The following is a 23,559-nucleotide window of genomic DNA, read 5'->3' on the forward strand; positions in this document are numbered from 1 at the left end:
GCGCCGGTCCCCGGACACCCGCACTCTCACCCGGCCCTACTCCGGAGGACATCCGTGCACAGCAAGAAACGCCCCCGAGCCAGAAAGCCACTCGCCCTCCTCGCCGCCGGACTCCTCGCCCTCGGCGGCCAGCAGGCCCTCGCGGCGGAGACCGAGAACGGCACCGCCGCCCCCGCTACCTCGGCCGCCTCGGCCGCCGAGGAGTTCCAGCAGGTCACCCTGGCCAAGGGCGGTGAGGAGGTCGGCGAACCGATGTCGCTGGCCGTGCTCCCCGACCGCAGCGTCCTGCACACCTCACGTAACGGCGAGCTGCGCCGCACCGACGCCGCCGGCAACACCCAGGTCATCGGCACCGTCCCCGTCTACTCCCACGACGAGGAAGGCCTCCAAGGCATCGGCCTCGACCCGGACTTCGCCCAGAACCGGGCCATCTACCTCTACTACGCCCCGCCGCTCGACACCCCCACCGGCGACGCCCCCGAGAACGGCACGGCGGCCGACTTCGCCAAGTACGACGGCGTCAACCGACTCTCCCGCTTCACGCTGAAGGCCGACGGCACGCTCGACAACGCCAGCGAGAAGAAGGTCATCGACATCCCGGCCACCCGGGGCATCTGCTGCCACGTCGGCGGCGACATCGACTTCGACGCGCAGGGCAACCTCTACCTGTCGACCGGCGACGACTCCAACCCCTTCGCCTCCGACGGCTTCACCCCCATCGACGAACGCCCGGGCCGCAACCCGGCGTTCGACGCCCGGCGGACCTCCGGCAACACCAACGACCTGCGCGGCAAGATCCTGCGCATCAAGATCGCCGAGGACGGCTCGTACACCGTCCCCGACGGCAACCTCTTCGCCGCGGGCACCGCGAAGACCCGCCCCGAGATCTACGCCATGGGCTTCCGCAACCCGTTCCGCTTCAGCGTCGACAAGGCGACCGGCGTCCTGTACGTCGGCGACTACGGCCCCGACGCGGGCGCCGCGGACCCGAAGCGCGGACCGGCGGGACAGGTCGAGTTCGCCCGGATCACCAAGCCCGGCAACTTCGGCTGGCCGTTCTGCACCGGCAAGAACGACGCCTACCTCGACTACGACTTCGCGACGAAGCAGTCCGGCGCGGCCTTCGACTGCGGCGCGCCGAAGAACGACTCGCCGTACAACACCGGTCTCGTCGACCTCCCGCCGGCCGAGCCGGCCTGGCTCCCGTACGACGGCGGTTCCGTACCGGAGTTCGGCACCGGATCCGAGTCCCCGATGGGCGGACCCGTCTACCGCTACGACGCGGCCTCCACGTCCCCGGTCAAGTTCCCCGAGGCGTACGACGGCGACTTCTTCGCCGGGGAGTTCGGTCGGCGCTGGATCAAGCGGATCGAGCAGGGCGCCGACGGCACCGTCCAGTCCATCAACCCCGTGCCGTGGACCGGCACCCAGGTGATGGACATGGCCTTCGGCCCCGACGGCGCGCTGTACGTCCTCGACTACGGCACCGCCTGGTTCGGCGGCGACCACAACTCCGGGCTCTACCGCATCGAGAACGCCACCGGCGGACGCTCCCCGGTCGCCGAGGCGAGTGCGAACAAGACCTCGGGTGCGGCACCCCTGAAGGTCGCCTTCTCCTCCGCCGGCACGACCGACGGCGACGGCGACGCCCTCACCTACAGCTGGGAGTTCGGCGACGGCGGTACGTCCACGGCCGCCAACCCCACGTACACGTACCGGAAGAACGGCACGTACACCGCGACCGTGACCGCCAAGGACCCGAGCGGCCGCACCGGTTCGGCCTCCGTCCACGTCGTCGTCGGCAACACCGCGCCCAAGGTGACCCTCGAACTCCCGGCGGAGGGCGCCCTGTTCGCCTTCGGCGACGAGGTCCCCTTCAAGGTCAAGGTCACCGACCCGGAGGACGGCGCGATCGACTGCGCCAAGGTCAAGGTCACCTACGTCCTCGGCCACGACAGCCACGGCCACCCGGTCACCTCGGCCAACGGCTGCTCCGGCACCATCAAGACCTCCGCCGACGGCGGCCACGACGACGACGCCAACATCTTCGCCGTCTTCGACGCCGAGTACACCGACGGCGGAGGCGGCGGCCAGGCCGCCCTCACCACCCACGACCAGGCCAAGCTCCAGCCGCGCCACCGCCAGGCCGAGCACTTCGACGCCCAGCAGGGCATCACGACGTACGACAAGACCGAGGCGAACGGCGGCCGGACCGTCGGTGACATCGACAACGGCGACTGGATCTCCCTCAAGCCCTACAACCTCAGCGGGGCCACCAAGCTCACCGCCCGCGTCTCCTCCGGCGGCGCCGGCGGCTTCCTCGAAGTCCGCACCGGCTCGCCCACCGGCACCCTGCACGGCTCCGCACCCGTCCCCGTCACCGGCGGCTGGGAGACCTTCCAGGACATCGACGTACCCCTGCGGAACGTACCCCGCAAGACCACCGAACTCTTCCTCGTCTTCAAGGGCGGCGCCGGCGCGCTCTACGACGTGGACGACTTCACCATCTCCAGCGCCCCGGTCGACCGGAACGCCAAGCGCGTCCTCGTCTTCTCCCGTACCGCCGGCTTCCGGCACGACTCGATCGGCAGCGGCGTCACCGCGCTGAAGGAGCTCGGCGCGCAGAGCGGCATCACCGTCGACGCGACCGAGGAACCACGGCAGTTCACCACCAACAACCTCGCCCGCTACGACGCCGTCGTCTTCCTCTCGACGACCGGTGACGTCCTCAACGCCGAACAGCAGTCCGCCTTCGAGCACTACGTCTCCACCGGCGGCGGCTACATGGGCGTCCACGCGGCCGCGGACACCGAGTACGACTGGGAGTTCTACGGCGGGCTCGTCGGCGCCCACTTCCACTCGCACCCGCAGATCCAGCCGGCGACCGTACGGGTCGAGGACCACGACCACCCGGCCACCGAGCACCTCGACTCCACCTGGCAGCGCACCGACGAGTGGTACAACTACCGCACGAATCCGCGCGGTCAGGCCCGGATCCTCGCCACCCTCGACGAGACGACCTACGAGGGCGGCACCATGAAGGGCGACCACCCGATCGCCTGGTGCAAGTCGTACGGCGGCGGGCGGTCCTTCTACACCGGCGGCGGCCACACCAAGGAGTCGTACGCCGAGCCGGCGTTCCGACAGCACCTCCTCGGCGGTCTCCAGTACGCCACCGGCCAGGCCAAGGCCGACTGCCGGCCGCAGACCGGCTACCGCGAGCTCTTCAACGGAGAGACCCGCGAGGGCTGGAAGCAGGCCGGACCCGGCAGCTTCGACGTCGCCGACGGCGAACTGCGCACGGTGGGCGGCATGGGGATGCTCTGGTACCAGGCCAAGGAGTTCTCCTCCTACTCCCTCACGCTCGACTGGAAGGCCGCGGGCGACGACAACTCCGGCATCTTCGTCGGCTTCCCCGCCTCCGACGACCCCTGGTCCGCCGTGAACAAGGGGTACGAGATCCAGATCGACGCGACCGACGCCGCCGACCGGACCACCGGAGCCGTCTACGGCTTCAAGTCCGCCAACCTCGCGGCCCGCGACGCCGTGCTCCGGCCGCCGGGCCAGTGGAACAGCTACGAGATCCGCGTCCAGGGCGAACGGCTCCAGGTGTTCCTCAACGGGGTGAAGATCAACGACTTCACCAACACCGACCCGGCGCGGAGCCTCAAGGACGGCCACATCGGCATCCAGAACCACGGAGCCGACGACCAGGTGTCGTTCCGCGCCATCAAGCTCAGGGAGCTCCCCTCGTAGAGCCCCCTGCCCAGCCGACGGCGGGCGGGGAGGCGCCGTACCCCCCGCCCGCCGTCTCCACCACAGTCCAGGGAGGCAGGGTCGTGACCACCACAGGAACACGGACGGACGCCGTCGGGCGTACGGGAGTCTGGCTCGTCGGAGCGCGCGGCTCCGTCGCCACCACGGCGGTGGCCGGCTGCGCCGCCGCCACCGGGGGCCTGCACCCACCCACCGGCATGGTGACGGAGACCGCCCCCTTCGCCTTCGCGGGACTCCCGCCCCTCGCCTCCCTCGTCTTCGGCGGACACGACACGGCGGCGTGTCCGCTGCCCAAACGCGCCGAGACACTCACCGTCGCGGGCGTCCTCCCGCACGGCCTCGCCTCCGCCGTCGCGGCCGAACTGCGCGCCGCCGACGCGGAGATCCGCCCCGGCGGCCCGCTGCCGGGCGACACCCGCACGGAGGAGGAGCTGATCTCCTGCTTCGCCGCCGACCTGACGGACTTCCGGATCCGGCTTGAACTCGACCGGGTCGTCGTGATCAATGTTGCCTCCACGGAGCCGGCGTCGGGGGGCGCCGGGCTCCCGCCCAGCTCCCTCTACGCGGCCGCCGCGCTCCGGGCCGGCTGCCCGTACGTCAACTTCACCCCCTCGACCGGGCTCCGCCACCCCGCCCTCGCCGACACCGTCGCGGCGAGCGGCCTGCCGCACGCGGGCCGCGACGGGAAGACCGGCCAGACCCTGCTGCGCTCCGTCCTCGCCCCGATGTTCCTCCAGCGCGCCCTGACCGTACGGGCCTGGTCGGGCACCAACCTGCTGGGCGGCGGAGACGGCGCGGCCCTCGCCGACCCGGCCGCCGCGGCCGCGAAGAACGCGGGCAAGGAACGGGTCCTCGCGGACGTCTTCGGCCACGCCCCGGAGGGCGAGGTCCACATCGACGACGTCCCGGCGCTCGGGGAGTGGAAGACGGCCTGGGACCACATTGCCTTCGAGGGCTTCCTCGGCTCCCGGATGGTCCTCCAGACCACCTGGCAGGGCTGCGACTCGGCCCTCGCGGCGCCCCTCGTCCTGGACCTGGCCCGGCTGACCGCCCGCGCCCACGAGGCGGCTCTCTTCGGCCCTCTGGCGGACCTCGCCTTCTATTTCAAGGACCCGGAGGGCGATGCCCCGGCGGGCCTCGCGGACCAGTACGCGCGGCTCGTGGCATTCGCGGCGCGCCTGGGGGAGGCCCGGTGAGCCGGGCGCGCGGGCGCGTAACGGCCTGGGCGGAGCTGCTGCGCGTCTCCGCCCTTGCCACCGTGCCGGGCGACGCCCTGGCGGGCGCGGCGGCGGCCGGGCTCCGCCCCAACCGCTCCACCCTCCTCGCCATCGGCTCCTCCCTCTGTCTGTACGAGGCGGGCATGGCGCTCAACGACTGGGCCGACCGCGTCGAGGACGCCGTCGACCGCCCTGGGCGCCCCATCCCTTCGGGCCGCGTCACCCCGCGCGCCGCCTTGGTGGCCTCCGCAACCCTGACGGCCGCCGGCCTCGCCCTCGCCGCCCGCGCGGGCCGCCCCACCCTGGCGACGGCCACCGCCCTCGCGGCGACGGTCTGGTCCTACGACCTCCACCTCAAGCACACCCCGGCGGCCCCCGCCACGATGGCCACGGCCCGCGCCCTGAACCTCCTGCTGGGGACGGTCGCCACGTCGAGCGGCTGTGCGTGGGCGGGCGGGGTGAGGCGGCCCGGGGGGAGAGGCGTCGGCGCCGCCGTCCGCGCGGCCGCCGCCGTCGGCGCCCACACCTACGCGGTCACCGCGGTCTCCCGCCACGAGACCCAGGGCGGCTCGACCCGAACCCCACTCCTGGCCCTCGCCACAACCTTGACCCTGACGGCCCTCATGGCCCGCCCCTCGCCGCAGCCCACGCCGTCCGCCGCCCAGCCCACGACCGGGGCCGACCGCTTCACGTCCGGGCCCACGGCCGGGACTGTCGCCCAGCCCACGGTGGGGCTCAAGGCGAGGGCTGTCACCCATCCCACGCCCGGGCCCACCACGCCGGCCGCCGCCCAGCCCACGGCCGGGGCCGACCGCCTCACGGTCGGGGCCGACCGCTTCACGCCCGGGGCCGACCGCTTCACGCCCGGGGCCGTCGCCCGCCCTGCCGGCAGCCCCGCCGCCCGCGCCGCATCCGCGGCCCGCCCTCGCCCGGCCGGCACCGCCGCCTCGCGGGTCTCCGCCGCGGTGGGCCCCCTCATCACGGCCGCCCTCGCCGCCTCCTACGCCCGCACCCCCGCCACCCCCCTCCTCCACGCGGCCCTCAACCCGTCACCGCCCCTCACCCAGCGCTCCGTCGGCGCCGGCATCCGTGCCCTGATCCCGCTCCAGGCCACCCTCGCCGCCCGGTCCGGCGCGCCCGGCACCGCGCTCCTGGTGCTCGGCCTCGCCCCCCTCGCCCGAGCCCTCGCCCGGAAGGTGAGCCCGACATGAGCGCCACGCCCTCCGCCACGCCCTCCACGCCCTCCTCCACCCCCGGCCCGCCCGCGATCCGGTTCGGCTACGGCACCAACGGCCTCACCGACCTCCGGCTCGACGACGCCCTCGCCGTCCTCGCCGACCTCGGGTACGACGGCGTCGGCCTCACCCTCGACCACATGCACCTCGACCCCCTCGCCCCCGAACTCCCCGCCCGCACCGCCCAGGTGGCCCGGCGCCTGGACGCCCTCGGTCTCGGGGTGACCGTCGAGACCGGCGCCCGCTACGTCCTCGACCCCCGCCGCAAGCACGGCCCGTCACTCCTCGACCCGGACCCCGAGGCCCGTGCCGCCCGCGTCCACCTGCTGCTCCGCGCGGTGCGGGTCGCCGCCGACCTCGGCGCCCACGCCGTGCACTGCTTCAGCGGCATCACCCCGGACGGAACCACCGACGAGACCGCCTGGAAGCGTCTCGTGGAATCCCTCGCCCCCGTCCTCGAAGCGGCCGCCGCCGCCCGCGTCCCCCTCGCCGTCGAACCCGAACCAGGTCACCTCCTCGCCACCCTCGACGACTTCCACACCCTCCGCTCCCTCCTCGGCGACCCGGACCCCCGCCACCTCGGCCTCACCCTCGACATCGGCCACTGCCAGTGCATGGAGGCCGCGTCCCCCGCCGACTGCGTCCGGGCCGCCGCACCCTGGCTGCACCACGTCCAGATCGAGGACATGCGCCGCGGGGTCCACGAGCACCTCCCGTTCGGCGACGGCGAGATCGACTTCCCACCCGTCCTCGCCGCCCTCGCCGAACTCACCGCCGCCGGTTACCCGGGCCTCACGGTCGTCGAACTGCCCCGCCACTCCCACGCCGGCCCGGAACTCGCCCGCTCCTCCCTCGCGTTCCTGCGCGGCCACTCCGGCCACCCCACCCCACCGAGGGAGCCGACATGCTGACCCCGACCGCCCGGGCCTGGTTCGACGAGGCGCTCACCGCCGCCACCGACCGCACCGCCCTCTGGGAGCTGCGCTTCGCCTCAGCCGGCCGGCACTGCGGCCCGGAACACGCCGACTCCGTCCGCGTCGCCCTGCTCCGAGCGGCCCGCGCGGAGCCGGCCGTCCTCACCCGGCTCTACCAGCAGGGCTCAGCCCCCGAGCGGCGCGCCGTCCTTCTCGCCCTCCCCTCCCTCGTCACGGGCCCCGAGGCGCTTCCCCTCGTCGAGGACGCCCTGCGCACCCACGACACCCACCTGATCGCCGCCGCCCTCGGCCCCTACGCCGCCGCCCACCTCGCCCCCCACCCCTGGCGGCACGCCCTCCTCAAGTGCCTCTTCACCGGCGTCCCCCTCGACACCGTCGCCGGTCTCCACGACCGCGCCCGCGGCGACTCCGAACTCGCCCGGATGCTCGCCGACTACGCCACCGAACGCACCGCCGCCGGCCGCCCGGTCCCTGACGACCTCCCCCGCGTTCTCGCCCTCACCGCCCCCACGGCCCCCACCGAGGAGTCCTGATGCGCATCTTCGACCCCCACATCCACATGACCTCGCGCACCACGGACGACTACCGCGCGATGTACGACGCCGGGGTCCGCGCCCTGGTCGAGCCCGCCTTCTGGCTCGGCCAGCCCCGCACCTCACCGGCCTCCTTCGTCGACTACTTCGACTCCCTCCTCGGCTGGGAACCGTTCCGGGCCGCCCAGTACGGCATCGCCCACCACTGCACCCTCGCCCTCAACCCCAAGGAGGCCAACGACCCCCGCTGCACCCCCGTTCTCGACCTCCTGCCCCGGTACCTCGTCAAGGACAACGTCGTCGCCGTCGGAGAGATCGGCTACGACTCCATGACCCCCGCCGAGGACACCGCCCTCGCCGCCCAGCTCCAGCTCGCCGCCGACCACGGCCTGCCCGCCCTCGTCCACACCCCGCACCGGGACAAGCTCGCCGGCCTGCGCCGGACCCTCGACGTGGTCCGCGAGTCCGACCTCGCCCCCGACCGGGTGCTGCTCGACCACCTCAACGAGACGACCGTCAAGGAGGCCGCCGACAGCGGCGCCTGGCTGGGCTTCTCCGTCTACCCCGACACCAAGATGGACGAGGACCGCATGGTCGCCGTGCTCAAGGACCACGGCCCGGACCGCGTCCTGGTGAACTCGGCCGCCGACTGGGGCAACAGCGACCCGCTGAAGACCCGCAAGGTCGGCGACGCCATGCTCGCCGCCGGATTCTCCGCCGACGACGTCGACCGCGTGCTCTGGCGCAACCCCGTCGCCTTCTACGGCCTCAGCGGCCGCCTCGATCTCGCCCCTCCTTCCTCCGACGCCCCCACCCACCTGGGCAACTCCGTCCTCCGCGGCGGGGAATGAGGCGGGCCGGACGATGCGCTTCCGCCACCCGGACGGCTCCACCGTCCACCTCGCCTACTGCACCAACGTCCACCCCGCCGAGACCCTCGACGGCGTCCTCGACCAACTCCGCGACCACTGCGAACCCGTCCGCCGGCGCCTCGGCCGGGACCGCCTCGGCATCGGGCTCTGGCTCGCCCGGGACGCCGCCCACGCCCTGATCACCGACCCGGGCTCGCTGCGCACGCTCCGCGCCGAGATCGACCGGCGCGGCCTGGAGGTCGTCACCCTCAACGGCTTCCCGTACGAGGGCTTCGGCGCCGCCGAGGTCAAGTACCGCGTCTACCAGCCGGACTGGACCCGCCCCGAACGCCTCGCCCACACCACCGACCTGGCCCGGCTCCTCGCCGCGCTCCTCCCCGACGACGTCACCGAGGGCTCCGTCTCCACCCTGCCGCTCGCCTGGCGCACCCCCTTCGACTCCCGCGCCGAGGACACCGCCCTCGCCGCTCTGACCACCCTCGCCGAACGCCTCGACGCCCTCGAGGAACTCACCGGGAAGAGCATCCGGATCGGACTCGAACCGGAACCCGGCTGCACCGTCGAGACCACCGCCGACGCCATCGCCCCCCTCACCGCCGTCTCAAGCCCCCGCGTCGGCGTCTGCCTCGACACCTGTCACCTCGCCACCTCCTTCGAAGACCCGACCACCGCCCTGGACGCCCTCGGCGCCGCCGGCATCCCCGTCGTCAAGGCCCAGCTGTCCGCCGCCCTGCACGCCGAGCACCCCCATCTCCCGGAGGTCCGCGCCGCGCTCGCCGCCTTCGCCGAGCCCCGCTTCCTCCACCAGACCCGCACCCGGACCGCCGCCGGCCTGCGCGGCACCGACGACCTGCCCGAGGCGGTCTCCGGCCGGGCCCTCCCCGACGGCGCCCCCTGGCGCTCCCACTTCCACGTCCCCCTGCACGCCCCGCCCGAGCCTCCGCTCACCTCCACTCTTCCGGTCCTCCGCGCAACCCTCGCCCTCCTCCTCGGCGGCCCGCGTGCGCGCACCCACCACCTGGAGGTCGAGACCTACACCTGGCAGGCCCTCCCGGCCGACCGGCGCCCCCGCAACCGCGCCCGCCTCGCCGACGGCATCGCCGCCGAACTCACCCTGGCCCGCGACCTGCTGACCGACCTCGGCCTCAAGGAACTGCCATGACCAGCTCCCGGAGCGACACCCGGCCCACCCCCCTCCTCGTCCTCGACGTCGTCGGTCTCACCCCCCGCCTCCTGGAGCACATGCCCCGTCTGCGGGCCCTCGGCGCGGCCGGCTCACAGGCCCCGCTCACCACCGTCCTGCCGGCCGTCACCTGCACCGCTCAGACCACCTTCCTCACCGGCACCCTCCCCTCCGAGCACGGCATCGTCGCCAACGGCTGGTACTTCCGCGAACTGGGCGACGTCCTCCTCTGGCGCCAGCACAACGGCCTCGTCTCCGGCGACCGGCTCTGGGACGCCGCCCGCCGCGCCCACCCCGGCTACACCGTCGCCAACATCTGCTGGTGGTACGCCATGGGCGCCGACACCGACATCACCGTCACCCCCCGTCCCGTCTACTACGCCGACGGCCGCAAGGAACCCGACTGCTACACCCGACCACCCGCCCTCCACGACGAACTCACCGAGAAACTCGGCACGTTCCCCCTCTTCCACTTCTGGGGCCCGGGCGCCGACCTGGTCTCCAGCAGCTGGATCATCGACGCCACCCGCCACATCCTGCGCACCCGCCACCCCGACCTCGCTCTCGCCTACGTCCCGCACCTGGACTACGACCTCCAGCGGTACGGCCCGGACGACCCGCGCGCCTTCCGGGCCGCGGCCGACCTGGACGCCGCGCTCGCCCCTCTCCTCGACGACGCCCGAGCCGAAGGCCGCACGGTCGTCGCCCTCTCCGAGTACGGCATCACCCGCGTCAGCCGACCCGTCGACATCAACCGCGCCCTGCGTCGCGCCGGCCTCCTGGAGGTCCACACCCAGGACGGCATGGAGTACCTGGACCCGATGACCTCCCGCGCCTTCGCGGTCGCCGACCACCAGCTCGCCCACGTCTACGTCCGCCACCCCGAGGACCTCGACGCCGTCCGCGAGTCCCTCACCGGACTCCCGGGCGTCGAACGGCTCCTGGACGACGAGGGCAAGAAGGAGCACGGCCTCGACCACCCGCGCTCGGGCGAACTCGTCGCCCTCGCCGAGCCCGACGCGTGGTTCACGTACTACTACTGGCTCGACGACGCGCACGCGCCCGACTTCGCCCAGCTCGTCGAGATCCACCGGAAACCCGGCTACGACCCCGCCGAACTCTTCATGGACCCGCTCGATCCCTACGTACGCGTCAAGGCGGCGAAGGCGATCGCCCGCAAGAAGCTCGGCATGCGCTACCGGCTCGCGGTCGTCCCCCTGGACCCCTCACCTATTCGCGGCAGCCATGGCCGCCTCCCCACGAGCGAGGACGAAAGTCCGCTCATTCTGTGCTCCACCCCCCGCGCTGTGAGCGGCCGCGTAGCGGCCACCGATGTGAAGTCCCTCTTGCTCCGACTGGCCGGCCTTTCCTGACCGAACTCCAGTGAAGCAGAGCCCACCGACAACGAGGAGTTATCCACAGATGACCCGCTCCCGCCGCATCTCGCCGGCCACCCCCGACCCGGAGCTGACCCGGAAGCTCAGCAGACGGAACATGCTCGGCGTCGCCGCCGGAACCACCGCCGCCGCCCTGCTCGGAGCGGCCGCCCCGCAGGCCGCCGCGGCCCAGTCGACCGACCGCCACCAAGGCAACGGCGGCGGCCACGACCACGGCCACGGAAAGGGCCGCCCCGTCCTCCCGCCCGGCCGCCTCGGCATCCAGCTCTACTCACTGCGCGACAAGGTCGCCACCCTCGGCTTCGCCGCGGTCTTCGCCGAACTGAGCAAGTACGGCTACGACGAGGTCGAGTTCGCCGGGTACGGCCAGGGCTCCGCCGGCCCGATCACCCTCGCCGAACTGAAGAAGCTCACCCGCGAGAACGGACTGCGCGGCATCGGCAGCCACGTCGGCTACTACAACGACGGCGACCCGAACGCGTACACCTTCGCGCAGAACCTCGACAAGGTCCTCGACGACGCCCAGGCCCTCGGCCTCCCGCACATCGGCACCGCCTCGGGCCCCTGGCGCTACGGCGCCACCGTCGACGGCTGGAAGCGCTGCGCCGAGGACTTCAACCGGTACGGCGCGGAGGCGAAGAAGCGCGGCATGAAGTTCTACCAGCACAACCACGCCGAGGAGTTCTCCTTCGCCACCGACCGGCCGAACGTCCGGCTCTACGACGTCCTGCTCGCCGAGACCGACCCCGATCTCGTCCACCTCGAAATGGACGTCTACTGGGCGTACGTGGCCCAGTTCCGCTTCTCCCGCCGGGCCGACGGCACCCCCGCCCCCTTCGACCCGCTGCGCTACGTCCTCGCCCAGCCCCACCGCTACCCGCTCTTCCACGTGAAGGACGGCGAACGCGACGACTCCGTCCGCGACGGCTACCGCATGGCGGACGTCGGGGACGGAGACATCGACTACCGGCGCTTCATGTCGGCGGTGAACCGCACCCACCACGGCTACCGCGCCCACCACTGGCAGGCCGAACACGACAACCCGGTCGAGTCCTTCGCGTTCGCCCGCAAGTCCAGCGCGCACCTGCACTCGCTGCGCGAGAAGCGCCGCTGAGCCGGAGGGCCGTCACGGTCACACGTCGCGGCTGATCGGCCGCGGGTTCGCCGCCACCCGGCGGGCCCGCGGCCGACCCGGCGGATGCAGGAAGACGGCCACGAAGCCGGCGAACAGCGAGATCGACCCGGCGAGCACGAAGGCCCCCGAGTAGTCCCAGGCCGAGACCACGACCGCGCCCATACCGGAGCCGAGCAGCCCCGACACCAGCTTGGAGCTGTAGACCAGGCCGTAGTTGGAGGCGTTGTTGTTCTCCCCGAAGTAGTCCGCCGTCATCGCCGCGAACATCGGGAAGATCGCGCCGCCGCCGAAACCGGAGATGCTGGAGAACACCAGGAACAGCGGCAGGTTGTGGATGCTGCCCGACCAGAGGATGCCGTACTGGGCGAGCCCCAGGACGATACAGACGAAGATCAGGCACTGCTTGCGGCCGTAGCGGTCGGAGAGCCAGCCGATCACGCCCCGCCCGGTGCCGTTCACGATGGCCTTCAGGGACATCGCCGTGGCCACGATCCCGCCCGCGAACCCCGCCTCGTCGCCGAACGGCACCTGGAAGGCGATGCCGAAGATGTTGACGCCCGAGGTACAGAGCAGACAGAACCACATCAGCCCGACCCGCCCGGTTCGCCAGGCCTCGATCGGCGTGTACTGCTTCACCGCCGGCGGGTTCTTCTCCATGGCCCGCCGCGCGCGTGGGTCGTCCGGTTTCCTCAGCGGATCCACCTGGGCCGGCCACCAGTTCTTCGGCGGGTCCTGGAAGAAGTACCCGGCCACCGCGACCATCGCGGCAAGGAAGAGCCCGACGGAGACCAGTACCCAGCGGAAGTTCGTCAGGTCCATGTAGCCGGTGAAGATGAAGACGAACGGCACCGAACCATAGGCGAAGCCGCCGTTCACGAAACCCGTCTTGCCGCCCTTCCGCTCGGGATACCACTTGCCGACCATGTTCACGCAGGTCGCGTAGACCATGCCCGCGCCCATACCGCTGAACATGCCGAAGCCGAGATACGCGACGATCACATGCGGGGCGAAGGCGAGCGAGAGATAGCCGAGCAGCGTGCCGACGGCGCCCAGCATCATCGCCCAGCGGGCCGGCAACCGCCCGCTCTCCCGCAGCTTTCCGGCCGGGAAGGCCACCGCGGCCTGGAAGAAGACCCAGACCCCGAGCATCCAGAAGATGTGCGCACTGCTCCAGCTGTGCGCGGTGTGCAGGGTGTCCTCGGCGGACGCGAACGCGTACTCCGCCGAGCTGATGCCCATCATGCCCACCCAGGGCAGGATGACCATCCACTTGCGCGTGCGGCCCATCAGGTCGACGTCGGTCTCACCGAGCCGGTACGTACGGCCGTTGGCGTCCGTCACCTCCCTGTAGGGGAGGGTGGTCGTGATGTCGGTTGTCGTCATGGAGATCGAACCCCTCGCGTGGAAGAAGTCTGGCCAGCGCCCCCTGTCCGTTCCCTTCGCACCAGAGCCCGCGGCGGGCGGGATACGGCCGCCGCGAGCCCCGTGGTTCGAGCTGTCGCTCAGCTCACCGCACCACCGTCCAGGAGCCCCGCCGCCCGCGCCCAGCGGTACTTCGCGCCGAGCACCGCCACCGGCCGCTCCGTCGTGTACGGGTAGGCCACGACCCCCCGCTCGAACAGGTACTGGCAGGCCTCCTCGACCTCGACGTCGCCCGCGAGCGAGGCCACGACCGGCTTCTCGACGCCCCGCTCGCGGAACTCCGCCACCACGCGCGCGGTGAGCTCGGCGAACACCATGGGGGGAGTGACGATGGTGTGCCAGTAGCCGAGGACGAGCGCGTGGATCCGCGGGTCCTCCATGCCGAGCCTGATGGTCGCCTCGTACGTCGACGGCGGCTCGCCGCCCGTGATGTCGATCGGATTGCCCGAGGCCCCGAAGGGCGGGATGAACGCCTTGAAGGCCGCGTCCAGGTCGTCAGGGATCTCCATCAGCCGCAGTCCGTTGTCGACGATCGCGTCCGACAGGAGGACCCCGGAACCGCCGGCCCCGGTGATGACGACGACGTTGTCCCCGCGCGGCGCCGGCAGCACGGGCAGCGCCCGCGCGTACTCCAGCATGTCGCTCAGCCCCGACGCCCGGATGACCCCCGCCTGCCGCAGGATGTCGTCGTAGACCGCGTCGTCCCCGGCGAGCGCGCCCGTGTGCGAACCGGCTGCCCGCGCCCCGGCACTGGTGCGCCCGGCCTTGAGGACGACCACCGGCTTCTTCGGCACGGTCAGCCGGGCCGCCTCCACGAAGGCCCGCCCGTCCTTGAGGTCCTCCAGGTGCATCGCGATGCAGTCGGTACGCGGATCCTCACCGAACCAGGTCAGCAGGTCGTCCTCGTCGATGTCCGACTTGTTGCCGAGCCCGACGATCGCCGACACACCCGTCCGCGTGGTCCGGGCGAAGCCCAGGATCGCCATCCCGATCCCGCCCGACTGCGAGGTCAGCGCCACGCCCCCCTTGACGTCGTACGGCGTGCAGAACGTGGCGCACAGGTCCTGCCAGGTGGAGTAGTACCCGTAGATGTTCGGGCCCAGGAGCCGGATGCCGTACCGCTCCGCCACCGCCACGATCTCGTCCTGCAGCGCGTGCTCCCCGGTCTCGGCGAAGCCGGACGGGATCAGCACCGCGTTCGGAATGCCCTTGCGGCCCACCTCCTCCAGCGCCGAGGCCACGAACGGAGCGGGGATCGCGAAGACCGCCACATCCACCTCACCGGGAACGTCCGTGACACTCTTGTACGCCTTGCGGCCGAGGATGTCATCGGCCCGCGGGTTCACCGGATGAATCTCCCCGGGGAAGCCGCCGTCGACGAGGTTGCGCATCACCGAATTGCCGATCTTCCCGCGCTCGTTGGAGGCCCCGATCACGGCCACCGCGCGCGGCTCCATCAGCCGCCGCATCGAGCGCAGGATCTCCTCGCGGCCGAAGGTCCGCCTAGGGGCGGGCATCTCGGAGGCGAGGATCACGCGGATGTCGGCCGCCATCGCGCCCTCGGGTGTGGCGATCACCGGATTGAGGTCGACCTCGGCGATCTCCGGGAAGTCGCCGACCAGGTGGGAGACGCGCCGGATCTGCTCGGCGAGCGCCCAGCGGTCGACGGCCGGCGCGCCTCGGACCCCACGCAGGATCTCCGCGGCCCGGATCGAGTCCAGCATCGACACCGCCTCGTCGGCGGTCACCGGGGCCAGCCGGAAGGTGACGTCCTTCAGCACCTCCACGAGCACCCCGCCCAGGCCGAAGGCGACGACCTTGCCGAAGGCCGGATCGGTGACGGCGCCGACGATGACCTCCTGCCCCGGCGGCAGCAACTGCTGGACCTGGACGCCGTCGATCCGCGCGTCCGGGGCGTATGCGCGGGCGTTCTCGACGATCCGGCAGAACGCCTCGCGGACCTGCGACGCCCCCTCCACCCCGACGACCACACCACCCGCGTCGGTCTTGTGGAGGATGTCCGGGGAGACGATCTTCAGGACCACCTTCCCGCCGAGCCGGTCGGCCTGCGCCACCGCCTCGTCCACATCCCGGGCGAGCGCCTCGCCCGGCACCGCGATCCCGTACGCGTCGGCGAGGAGCTTCCCCTCGGGCGCCGTCAGGGCCGTGCGTCCCTCCGCCCGGACCGCGTCTAGGAGTTCGCGTACGGCTTGCTTGTCGAAGCTGTGCGCCGTGCTGGACGCAGTGTTGTGCGCCGAGCTGTCCGCCGTGTTGTGTGCGCTCACCTAGATCACCCCGCTCGTCTTGAGCAGCCGCAGCTCCTCGTCGCCGAGACCCAGCTCGCCGACGTACACCTCTTCGTTGTGCTCGCCGAGCAGAGGGGAGCTGACGACCTCCACCGGGGAGTCGGAGAGCTTGAGCGGGGAGCCCACCGTCGTGAAGCTGCCGCGCTCTGGGTGCGCAACCTCGACCACCATCTCGTTGGCGACCAGCGAGGCGTCCTCGATGATCTCCTTGGTGGAGAGGATCGGGCCGCACGGAACGCCCCGGGCGTTGAGCCGCTCCAGGACCTCCCACTTGGGCAGCGTCGAGGACCACTCCTCGATCAGCTGGAACATCTTGGAGAGCTTGGGCAGCCGGGCCTCCGGCGTGGCCCACTCCGGGTCCTCGGCGAGTTCGGGCCGGCCGATGAGCTCTGAGAGCGGGGCCCAGCCGACGGGCTGGACGATGACGTACACGTAGTCGTTCGGCCCGCCGGGCGCGCACCTCACCGCCCAGCCGGGCTGGCCGCCGCCGGAAGCATTACCCGAACGGGGGACTTCCTCGCCGAAATCTTCGTTGGGATACTCGGAGAGCGGTCCGTGCGAAAGTCTCTGCTGATCCCGCAGTTTCACCCGGCAGAGATTCAGCACCGCGTGCTGCATCGCGACGTTCACCCGCTGCCCCCGCCCGGTGTTCTCGCGCTGGAAGAGCGCCGCCAGGATTCCCGCCACGGCATGGATGCCGGTGCCGGAGTCACCGATCTGGGCGCCCGTCGCCAGCGGCGGCCCGTCCTCGAACCCGGTGGTGGCCATCGAGCCGCCCATGGCCTGAGCGACGACCTCGTACGCCTTGAAGTTGGTGTACGGGCCGTCCCCGAACCCCTTGATGGAGGCATAGACGATCCGTGGATTGATCTCCTCGATCCGATCCCAGGTGAAACCCATACGGTCGACGGCCCCCGGGCCGAAGTTCTCGACCATGACGTCACTGCGGCGGATCAGCTCGGTCAGCAGCTCCTTGCCGCGCTCGGTCTTGGTGTTGAGGGTGATGCTCCGCTTGTTGCAGTTGAGCATCGTGAAGTAGAGCGAGTCGACGTCCGGGATGTCCCGCAGCTGCTTGCGGGTGATGTCACCGGACGGGGCCTCCAGCTTCACCACGTCCGCACCGAGCCAGGCGAGCAGCTGCGTGGCGGAGGGACCGGACTGCACGTGCGTCATGTCGAGGACACGAACGCCGTGGAGCGCCTTGGCGCCGAGCGCGTTCGCACCGACAGCCGTGGTACCGAGAGCCTTGGTCATGATGAAGACCCCTCACTTGTACATGGTCTGGTTCATGGTTCCGGGGGCGTACGCGTCCGGGTCGACCCACACGTTGATCAGCGACGGCAGTCCGGACTCGCGGGCGCGCCGCAGCGCCGGGGCGATGTCGGCGGGGTCCCGCACCTCCTCGCCGTAACCGCCGAGCATCCGGGCGAACTTGTCGTAGTGCACGTTGCCCAGGGTGTTGCCGACCCGCTCCCGCTCCCGGCCGTACTTCTGTGCCTGGCCGTAACGGATCTGGTTCATCGAGGAGTTGTTGCCGACGATGCCGACGAAGGGGAGGTTGTAACGGACGAGCGTCTCGAAGTCCCAGCCGGTGAGGGAGAACGCGCCGTCGCCGAAGAGCGCCACCACCTCCTTGTCCGGGCGCGCCTGCTTGGCCGCCAGGACGAAGGGGATGCCGACACCGAGCGTGCCGAGCGGCCCCGGGTCCATCCACTGCCCGGGTGACTTGGGCTGCACGACCTGGCCGGAGAAGGTGACGATGTCCCCGCCGTCGCCGATGTAGATCGAGTCCTCCGTGAGGAAGTCGTTGATCTCGCTGACCAGGCGGTACGGGTGGATCGGCGAGGCGTCCGACCGCAGCTGCGGCAGCCGCTTGTCCAGCGCGGTCTGCTCGGCGGTGCGCAGCTCCTCCAGCCAGGCCTTGCGCTTGATGGCCCCGCCGTTGAGCCGGCCGGTCGCCGCCTCCGTGACCGACTTCAGGATCAGCCCCGCGTCGCCGACGATCCCGAGGTCGATGTCCCGGTTCTTGCCGACGGTCCGGTAGTCGAGGTCGATCTGGACGACGGTGGCGTCCGGGGAGAGCCGCTTGCCGTACCCCATCCGGAAGTCGAAGGGGGTGCCGACGATGACGATGACGTCCGCGTTCGCGAAGGCGTAGCGCCGGGAGAGCTGGAAGTGGTGCGGGTCGCCGGGAGGCAGGGTGCCGCGCCCTGCCCCGTTCATGTACGCGGGGATGTTGAGGGTCCGTACGAGCTCGACGGCCGCGTCCGTGGCGCGGGTCGTCCAGACCTGGCTGCCCAGCAGGACGGCCGGCTTCTCGGCGTGCACCAGCAGATCGGCGAGCCGCTCGACCGCCTCGGGGTCACCGCCGCTGCGGGTGGAGGCCCGGTAGTGGCCGGCCTTGGGCACCCGCGCCTTCTCCACGGGGACGGTGGCGTCCAGGACGTCGCGCGGGATCTCCAGGAAGGAGGGCCCGGGGGCGCCGTGGTAGCACTCGCGGAACGCCATGGACACCATGTCCGCCGCGCGGGCCGTGTCCGGCACGGTGGCGGCGAACTTGGTGATCGGCGTCATCATGTCGACGTGCGGGAGGTCCTGCAGGGAGCCCATCTTGTGCTGGGTGTGGGCGCCCTGACCGCCGATCAGGAGCATGGGGGACTCGGCGCGGAAGGCGTTGGCGACTCCGGTGACCGCGTCGGTGGTGCCGGGACCTGCGGTGACCACGGCGCAGCCGGGCTTGCCGGTGATCCGGGCATATCCGTCGGCGGCGTGCGCGGCCACCTGTTCATGGCGTACGTCGACGACTTCGATGCCCTCGTCGACACAGCCGTCGTAGATGTCGATGATGTGGCCGCCACAGAGCGTGTAGATGACATCGACGCCCTCCGCCTTGAGGGCCTTGGCGACCAGATGTCCACCAGAGATGAATTCCTGCGCGGGCTGCTGCCGGCTGTCGTCGGGCATGGCGAAGTCCTGTCCCTTCGTAGGGGAGTTGAGGGTGATCGCGGTCGATTGCATACAGTCGACGAATACTGTATGAAGCTTGTTATCCCGCATCGCCCGGATGGTGTCCAGGGGGTGTGCGGCACTTTCGAGTGAGGGAGCCGAGATGGACCTGTACGAGTACCAAGCGAGGGAAATCTTCACGGGTCACGGCATCGCGGTCCCCGACGCGGCCGTCGTCGACCACCCCCGAGAGGCCCGCCGCGCCGCCGAACTACTCGGCGGGCTTGTCGTGGTCAAGGCGCAGGTCAAGACCGGTGGCCGGGGCAAGGCCGGCGGGGTCAAACTCGCGGCCGACCCCGCGGCCGCCGAGCTCACCGCCCGGCAGATCCTCGGCATGGACATCAAGGGCCACCCGGTCCGCCGGGTCATGCTCGCCCAACCGGTCGACATCCAGGACGAGTTCTATGTGAGCTACGTCCTCGACCGGGCGGCCGGCACGTTCCTCGCCATCGCCTCGGCCGAAGGCGGCATGGACATCGAGGAGGTCGCCGCCACCCGCCCCGAGGCCGTCGCGCGGATCCCGGTCGACCCGGCCGAGGGGGTCTCCGAGGCCAAGGCCGCCGAGATCGCCGCGGCGGCGGGGCTGCCGCCGGAGACCGCCGACACCCTGGCCCGCCTCTGGCAGGTCCTCGTCCGCGAGGACGCCCTGCTCGTCGAGGTGAACCCGCTCGTCCGCACCACCGCCCACCAGATCCTCGCCCTCGACGGCAAGGTCACCGTGGACGACAACGCCCACTTCCGTCAGGCTCGTTGGGGCGAGTCATCAGAGGTACGTGACGTCGACGGCGACCCGCTGGAAGCCGCCGCGGCGGCCAAGGGCCTCACCTACGTCAAGCTCGACGGAGAGGTCGGCGTCATCGGCAACGGAGCCGGACTCGTCATGTCCACCCTCGACGTCGTCGCCGGCCGGGGCGCCCGCCCCGCCAACTTCCTCGACATCGGCGGCGGCGCCTCCGCGCAGGTCATGGCCGACGGCCTCGAGGTCATCCTCTCCGACCCCGACGTCAAGGCCGTCCTCGTCAACGTCTTCGGCGGCATCACCGCCTGCGACGCCGTCGCCGAGGGCATCGTCCGGGCCCTGGACGCCGTCCACCTCACCCGGCCGCTCGTCGTCCGCCTCGACGGCAACAACGCCGCCCGCGGCCGGGCGATCCTCGACGCCCGCGCCCACCCGCTGGTCGAACAGGCCACCACGATGGACGGCGCCGCCGCCCGAGCCGCCGAACTCACCACCCGCTGAGCACCCACTGAAGCCCCACCACGGGCAACCGCTGAAGCAACCGCTGAAGCCCCACCACGGCAACCAAGGGATGTGAACCCATGGCCATCTTCCTCACCGAGCAGAGCAAGGTCCTCGTCCAGGGCATGACGGGCGCCGAGGGCATGAAGCACACCCGTCGCATGCTCGCCGCGGGCACCGACGTCGTCGGCGGAGTCAACCCCCGCAAGGCGGGCACCACCGTCGACCTCGACGGCCGCCGGATCCCCGTCTTCGGCACCGTTCGCGAGGCCGTCGACGCCACCGGGGCGGACGTCACCGTCGTCTTCGTCCCGCCGCCCTTCGCGAAGGCGGCCGTCCTCGAAGCCGTCGACGCCCGCGTCGGCCTCGCCGTCGTCATCACCGAGGGCGTCCCCGTCCACGACACCGTGGCCTTCCATGCGTACGCCCGCGCCCACGGCGGCACCACCCGGATCATCGGCCCCAACTGCCCAGGTCTGATCAGCCCCGGCCGGTCCAACGCGGGCATCATCCCCGCCGACATCGCCCCCGAGCCCGGCCGGATCGGACTCGTCTCCAAGTCCGGCACGCTCACCTACCAACTCATGTACGAACTACGGGAGTACGGCTTCTCCTCAGCCGTCGGCATCGGCGGCGACCCGGTCGTCGGCACCACCCACATCGACTGCCTCACCGCCTTCGAAGCCGACCCCGACACCGAACTGATCGTGATGATCGGCGAGATCGGCGGTGACGCAGAGGAGCGCGCCGCCGACCACATCGCCGCGCACATCACCAAACCCGTCATCGCCTACGTCGCCGGTTTCACGGCCCCCGAGGGCAAGACCATGGGCCACGCCGGCGCCATCGTCTCCGGTTCGTCCGGTACGGCAGAAGGGAAGCGGAAGGCCCTGGAAGCGGCCGGGGTCCAGGTCGGCTCCACCCCCACCGAGACCGCCGCCCTCGTCGTCGCCCGGCTGGCGGCGCCCGACACCCTCACCCAGAATTGACGCGGCCATCGCACTTCCCGCCCCGACTGTGCACCGAGAGCGGAGAACACCCCATGGCACCGACCCCGACCCCCGCCCCTTCCCCGACCCCCGCCCCTTCCCCGACCCTTTCCCCAACCCCTTCTCCTTCCCCCACCCTCTCCCTCAAGCCCGGCACCGCCTGGGCCGACGCCTGGCAGCGCTGTCTGGCCGTCGCCCCCGAGGCGTTCCGCGACGACACCGTCCTCAACCTCTGGGCCGGTACCTGGCAGCCCGACGGCCGGCCACTGCCCGCCATCAGCCCCGTGGACGGCAGCCCGATCGTGGGCCCGCCACGCCTCGACGCGGCCACCGCCCACCAGGCTGTACGCGCCTCGCTCGACCAGCACCGGGCCTGGCGCCACGTCCCGACCGCCGAGCGCCGCGCCCGCGTCTCCGCGACCCTCGACGCGCTCACGGCCCACCGCGAGCTGCTCGCCCTCCTCCTCGTCTGGGAGATCGGCAAGCCCTGGCGGCTCGCGCAGGCCGACGTGGACCGCGCGATCGACGGCGTGCGCTGGTACGTCGACGGCATCGACACCATGCTGGCCGACCGCGTCCCGCTGCCCGGCCCGGTCTCCAACATCGCCAGCTGGAACTACCCGATGTCCGTCCTCGTCCACGCCCTGCTCGTGCAGGCCCTGGCCGGGAACGCGGTCATCGCCAAGACCCCGACCGACGGCGGCCTCGCCTGCCTGACCGTCGCCGCCGCGCTCGCCGCCCGCGAGGGCATCCCGATCACCCTCGTCAGCGGCAGCGGGGGCGAGCTGTCCGAGGCCCTGGTCCGCGCCCCCGAGATCGGCTGCGTCTCCTTCGTGGGCGGTCGCGACACCGGCGCGCGCATCGCCACCGAGGTCGCCGACCTGGGTAAACGCCACATCCTCGAACAGGAGGGCCTCAACACCTGGGGCGTCTGGAAGCACAGCGACTGGCCGGCCCTCTCCGCCGTGATCCCCAAGCTCTTCGACTACGGCAAGCAGCGCTGCACCGCCTACCCCCGCTTCGTCGTCGAGCGCACCGCCTTCGCCGACTTCCTCGCCGCCTACCTGCCTCCGGTCCGCGCCCTCCGCTTCGGGCATCCGCTCGCCGTCGAGCACCCGGAGGACGCGCTTCCCGATCTCGACTTCGGCCCGCTCATCAACGCGGCCAAGGCCAAGGAGCTGGGCGACCAGGTCGCCGAGGCCATCGACCGGGGCGCGATCCCGCTCCACCGGGGCTCCCTCGCCGACGGCCGGTTCCTGCAGGGCCAGGACACCTCGGCGTACCTCCCGCCCGTCGCGCTCCTGAACCCGCCCCCGTCCTCACCCCTCCACCACGCCGAACCCTTCGGCCCGGTGGACACGATCGTCCTCGTCGACACCGAGGCCGAACTCCTGGCCGCGATGAACGCCTCCAACGGCGCCCTCGTCGCGACCCTCGCCACCGACGACCCGGAGACGTACGCGCGCCTCGCCCCACAGATCCGGGCCTTCAAGACCGGCCACGGCAAGCCCCGCTCGCGCGGCGACCGCGACGAACTGTTCGGCGGCTTCGGCGCGTCCTGGCGGGGCGCCTTCGTCGGCGGAGACCTCCTGGTCAAGGCCGTCACCGACGGCCCGGAGGGGGAGCGCCTCCCGGGCAACTTCCCGGACTACCACCTGATGCCGTAAGCGAGCCTTGGCATGATGGCTCGATGATCGATTCGATACCGGCGGTGGTTCCGGCGGGCCGTATGAGCGACTGTGATCAGCCGGTCTTCGGCCTCGGCCTCGGCGGAGGCTTCGAGCTGAGGCCGTGGCGGGAGGACGACGCCGAGGTGTTGGCGGAGTCGTGCGGCGATGCGGACGTCCAGCGGTGGAACCGTCCCGGGCAGCTGACGCTGGAGGAGGCGGGCGCCAAGATCGAGGCCTGGCGGCAGCGTTGGGTCGCGGAGCAGGCCGCGATCTGGGCGATCGCCCCGCCCGGCGAGGGCGGGCCGGTCGGTCTGATCGGCCTGGGCGACATGGACCTCCACGGGGGAAGCGCCGAGTTCCTGTACTGGCTTCTGCCGCGAGGCCGCGGCCACGGGGTGATGACGCGGGCGACGGTCCGGATCAGCCGGTGGGCCCTGGACGACCTGGGCCTGCACCGGCTCCGCATCACGCACTCCGTGGCCAACCCCGCGTCCTGCCAGGTCGCGACCAGGGCGGGCTTCCCGCTGGAGGGGACCATGCGGAGCGCCTTGCTCCACGCGGACGGATGGCACGACGAGCATCTGCACGCGCGCGTGCAGGGCGATCCGTGGCCGTCGTCGCACGGCGCGCCGTGACGCCAAG

The 23,559-nt window shown here is 71.8% G+C and carries 17 protein-coding genes; 13 read left to right on the top strand and 4 right to left on the bottom strand.

The genetic code is table 11. The annotated features are described in order from the left end of the window. The first annotated feature begins 54 nt into the window (after positions 1 to 54). The 9 genes from ACFWRO_RS04210 to ACFWRO_RS04250 all read left to right on the top strand — a co-directional run bounded on the left by ACFWRO_RS04210 (position 55) and on the right by ACFWRO_RS04250 (position 12,263). On the top strand, positions 55 to 3,756 hold the full coding sequence (locus tag ACFWRO_RS04210; RefSeq protein WP_384504118.1) for a ThuA domain-containing protein: 3,702 nt from the start codon (positions 55 to 57) through the stop codon (positions 3,754 to 3,756). An 83-nt stretch (positions 3,757 to 3,839) separates the two neighbouring features. Beyond that, positions 3,840 to 4,973, top strand: coding sequence for an inositol-3-phosphate synthase (locus ACFWRO_RS04215; RefSeq protein WP_384504120.1), 1,134 nt, complete (start codon positions 3,840 to 3,842; stop codon positions 4,971 to 4,973). After that, the gene (locus ACFWRO_RS04220; RefSeq protein WP_384504122.1) at positions 4,970 to 6,205 is read left to right on the top strand and encodes an SCO3242 family prenyltransferase; all 1,236 of its coding nucleotides are present in this window, start codon (positions 4,970 to 4,972) and stop codon (positions 6,203 to 6,205) included. Before ACFWRO_RS04215 ends, ACFWRO_RS04220 begins: the two co-directional genes overlap by 4 nt. Further along, positions 6,202 to 7,140 (top strand): sugar phosphate isomerase/epimerase family protein, encoded by a 939-nt coding sequence (locus tag ACFWRO_RS04225; protein ID WP_384504123.1) that lies wholly within the window; start codon positions 6,202 to 6,204, stop codon positions 7,138 to 7,140. The genes ACFWRO_RS04220 and ACFWRO_RS04225 overlap by 4 nt, the downstream gene beginning before the upstream one ends. Beyond that, positions 7,134 to 7,697 (top strand): EboA domain-containing protein, encoded by a 564-nt coding sequence (locus tag ACFWRO_RS04230; RefSeq protein ID WP_384504125.1) that lies wholly within the window; start codon positions 7,134 to 7,136, stop codon positions 7,695 to 7,697. The genes ACFWRO_RS04225 and ACFWRO_RS04230 overlap by 7 nt, the downstream gene beginning before the upstream one ends. Further along, the gene (locus ACFWRO_RS04235; RefSeq protein WP_384504127.1) at positions 7,697 to 8,548 is read left to right on the top strand and encodes a TatD family hydrolase; all 852 of its coding nucleotides are present in this window, start codon (positions 7,697 to 7,699) and stop codon (positions 8,546 to 8,548) included. Before ACFWRO_RS04230 ends, ACFWRO_RS04235 begins: the two co-directional genes overlap by 1 nt. A 13-nt stretch (positions 8,549 to 8,561) precedes the next feature. Then, positions 8,562 to 9,731, top strand: coding sequence for a metabolite traffic protein EboE (gene eboE, locus ACFWRO_RS04240; protein ID WP_384504129.1), 1,170 nt, complete (start codon positions 8,562 to 8,564; stop codon positions 9,729 to 9,731). Next, entirely contained in the window at positions 9,728 to 11,125 is a 1,398-nt protein-coding gene (locus tag ACFWRO_RS04245; protein WP_384504131.1) for an alkaline phosphatase family protein, read from the top strand. The genes eboE and ACFWRO_RS04245 overlap by 4 nt, the downstream gene beginning before the upstream one ends. 49 nt (positions 11,126 to 11,174) lie before the next feature. Next, positions 11,175 to 12,263 (top strand): sugar phosphate isomerase/epimerase family protein, encoded by a 1,089-nt coding sequence (locus ACFWRO_RS04250; RefSeq protein ID WP_384504133.1) that lies wholly within the window; start codon positions 11,175 to 11,177, stop codon positions 12,261 to 12,263. Between the two features lie 18 nt (positions 12,264 to 12,281). On the opposite strand, the gene ACFWRO_RS04255 is transcribed toward ACFWRO_RS04250, so the two are convergent. From ACFWRO_RS04255 to ACFWRO_RS04270, 4 genes are all read right to left on the bottom strand, one after another. After that, positions 12,282 to 13,667 carry an OFA family MFS transporter gene (locus ACFWRO_RS04255; RefSeq protein ID WP_384504134.1) on the bottom strand — a complete coding sequence of 462 codons (1,386 nt, stop codon included), beginning with the start codon at positions 13,665 to 13,667 and terminating at the stop codon, positions 12,282 to 12,284. A gap of 119 nt (positions 13,668 to 13,786) precedes the next feature. Further along, on the bottom strand, positions 13,787 to 15,991 hold the full coding sequence (locus tag ACFWRO_RS04260) for an acetate--CoA ligase family protein (protein ID WP_384504136.1): 2,205 nt from the start codon (positions 15,989 to 15,991) through the stop codon (positions 13,787 to 13,789). Next, a complete protein-coding gene (gene frc / locus ACFWRO_RS04265) occupies positions 15,992 to 17,266 on the bottom strand; it encodes a formyl-CoA transferase (RefSeq protein WP_384504138.1) in 1,275 nt (424 codons plus the stop codon). 12 nt (positions 17,267 to 17,278) lie between these two features. After that, complete coding sequence (locus ACFWRO_RS04270; RefSeq protein ID WP_384504496.1) at positions 17,279 to 18,976, bottom strand: thiamine pyrophosphate-binding protein; 1,698 nt, start codon at positions 18,974 to 18,976, stop codon at positions 17,279 to 17,281. A gap of 145 nt (positions 18,977 to 19,121) precedes the next feature. On the opposite strand from ACFWRO_RS04270, the gene sucC reads away from it, so the two are divergent. The 4 genes from sucC to ACFWRO_RS04290 all read left to right on the top strand — a co-directional run bounded on the left by sucC (position 19,122) and on the right by ACFWRO_RS04290 (position 23,552). Beyond that, the gene (sucC, locus tag ACFWRO_RS04275) at positions 19,122 to 20,258 is read left to right on the top strand and encodes an ADP-forming succinate--CoA ligase subunit beta (protein WP_384504140.1); all 1,137 of its coding nucleotides are present in this window, start codon (positions 19,122 to 19,124) and stop codon (positions 20,256 to 20,258) included. A gap of 80 nt (positions 20,259 to 20,338) precedes the next feature. Then, the gene (gene sucD / locus ACFWRO_RS04280) at positions 20,339 to 21,247 is read left to right on the top strand and encodes a succinate--CoA ligase subunit alpha (RefSeq protein WP_384504142.1); all 909 of its coding nucleotides are present in this window, start codon (positions 20,339 to 20,341) and stop codon (positions 21,245 to 21,247) included. A 53-nt stretch (positions 21,248 to 21,300) separates the two neighbouring features. Continuing rightward, on the top strand, positions 21,301 to 22,914 hold the full coding sequence (locus ACFWRO_RS04285) for an aldehyde dehydrogenase family protein (RefSeq protein ID WP_384504144.1): 1,614 nt from the start codon (positions 21,301 to 21,303) through the stop codon (positions 22,912 to 22,914). Between the two features lie 23 nt (positions 22,915 to 22,937). Beyond that, positions 22,938 to 23,552, top strand: coding sequence for a GNAT family N-acetyltransferase (locus tag ACFWRO_RS04290; protein WP_384504146.1), 615 nt, complete (start codon positions 22,938 to 22,940; stop codon positions 23,550 to 23,552). Positions 23,553 to 23,559: the final 7 nt, after the last annotated feature.

The organism is Streptomyces sp. NPDC058579, assembly GCF_042718575.1.
Classification (GTDB): Bacteria; Actinomycetota; Actinomycetes; order Streptomycetales; family Streptomycetaceae; genus Streptomyces.

Coding starts and splice junctions, on each gene's coding strand:
- ACFWRO_RS04225 (WP_384504123.1), top strand. CDS start 6,202: ATGAGCGCCACGCCCTCCGCCACGCCCTCCACGCCCTCCTCCACCCCC.
- ACFWRO_RS04230 (WP_384504125.1), top strand. CDS start 7,134: ATGCTGACCCCGACCGCCCGGGCCTGGTTCGACGAGGCGCTCACCGCC.
- ACFWRO_RS04235 (WP_384504127.1), top strand. CDS start 7,697: ATGCGCATCTTCGACCCCCACATCCACATGACCTCGCGCACCACGGAC.
- eboE (WP_384504129.1), top strand. CDS start 8,562: ATGCGCTTCCGCCACCCGGACGGCTCCACCGTCCACCTCGCCTACTGC.
- ACFWRO_RS04245 (WP_384504131.1), top strand. CDS start 9,728: ATGACCAGCTCCCGGAGCGACACCCGGCCCACCCCCCTCCTCGTCCTC.
- ACFWRO_RS04250 (WP_384504133.1), top strand. CDS start 11,175: ATGACCCGCTCCCGCCGCATCTCGCCGGCCACCCCCGACCCGGAGCTG.
- ACFWRO_RS04255 (WP_384504134.1), bottom strand. CDS start 13,667: ATGACGACAACCGACATCACGACCACCCTCCCCTACAGGGAGGTGACG.
- frc (WP_384504138.1), bottom strand. CDS start 17,266: ATGACCAAGGCTCTCGGTACCACGGCTGTCGGTGCGAACGCGCTCGGC.
- ACFWRO_RS04270 (WP_384504496.1), bottom strand. CDS start 18,976: ATGCCCGACGACAGCCGGCAGCAGCCCGCGCAGGAATTCATCTCTGGT.
- sucC (WP_384504140.1), top strand. CDS start 19,122: ATGGACCTGTACGAGTACCAAGCGAGGGAAATCTTCACGGGTCACGGC.
- sucD (WP_384504142.1), top strand. CDS start 20,339: ATGGCCATCTTCCTCACCGAGCAGAGCAAGGTCCTCGTCCAGGGCATG.
- ACFWRO_RS04285 (WP_384504144.1), top strand. CDS start 21,301: ATGGCACCGACCCCGACCCCCGCCCCTTCCCCGACCCCCGCCCCTTCC.
- ACFWRO_RS04290 (WP_384504146.1), top strand. CDS start 22,938: ATGATCGATTCGATACCGGCGGTGGTTCCGGCGGGCCGTATGAGCGAC.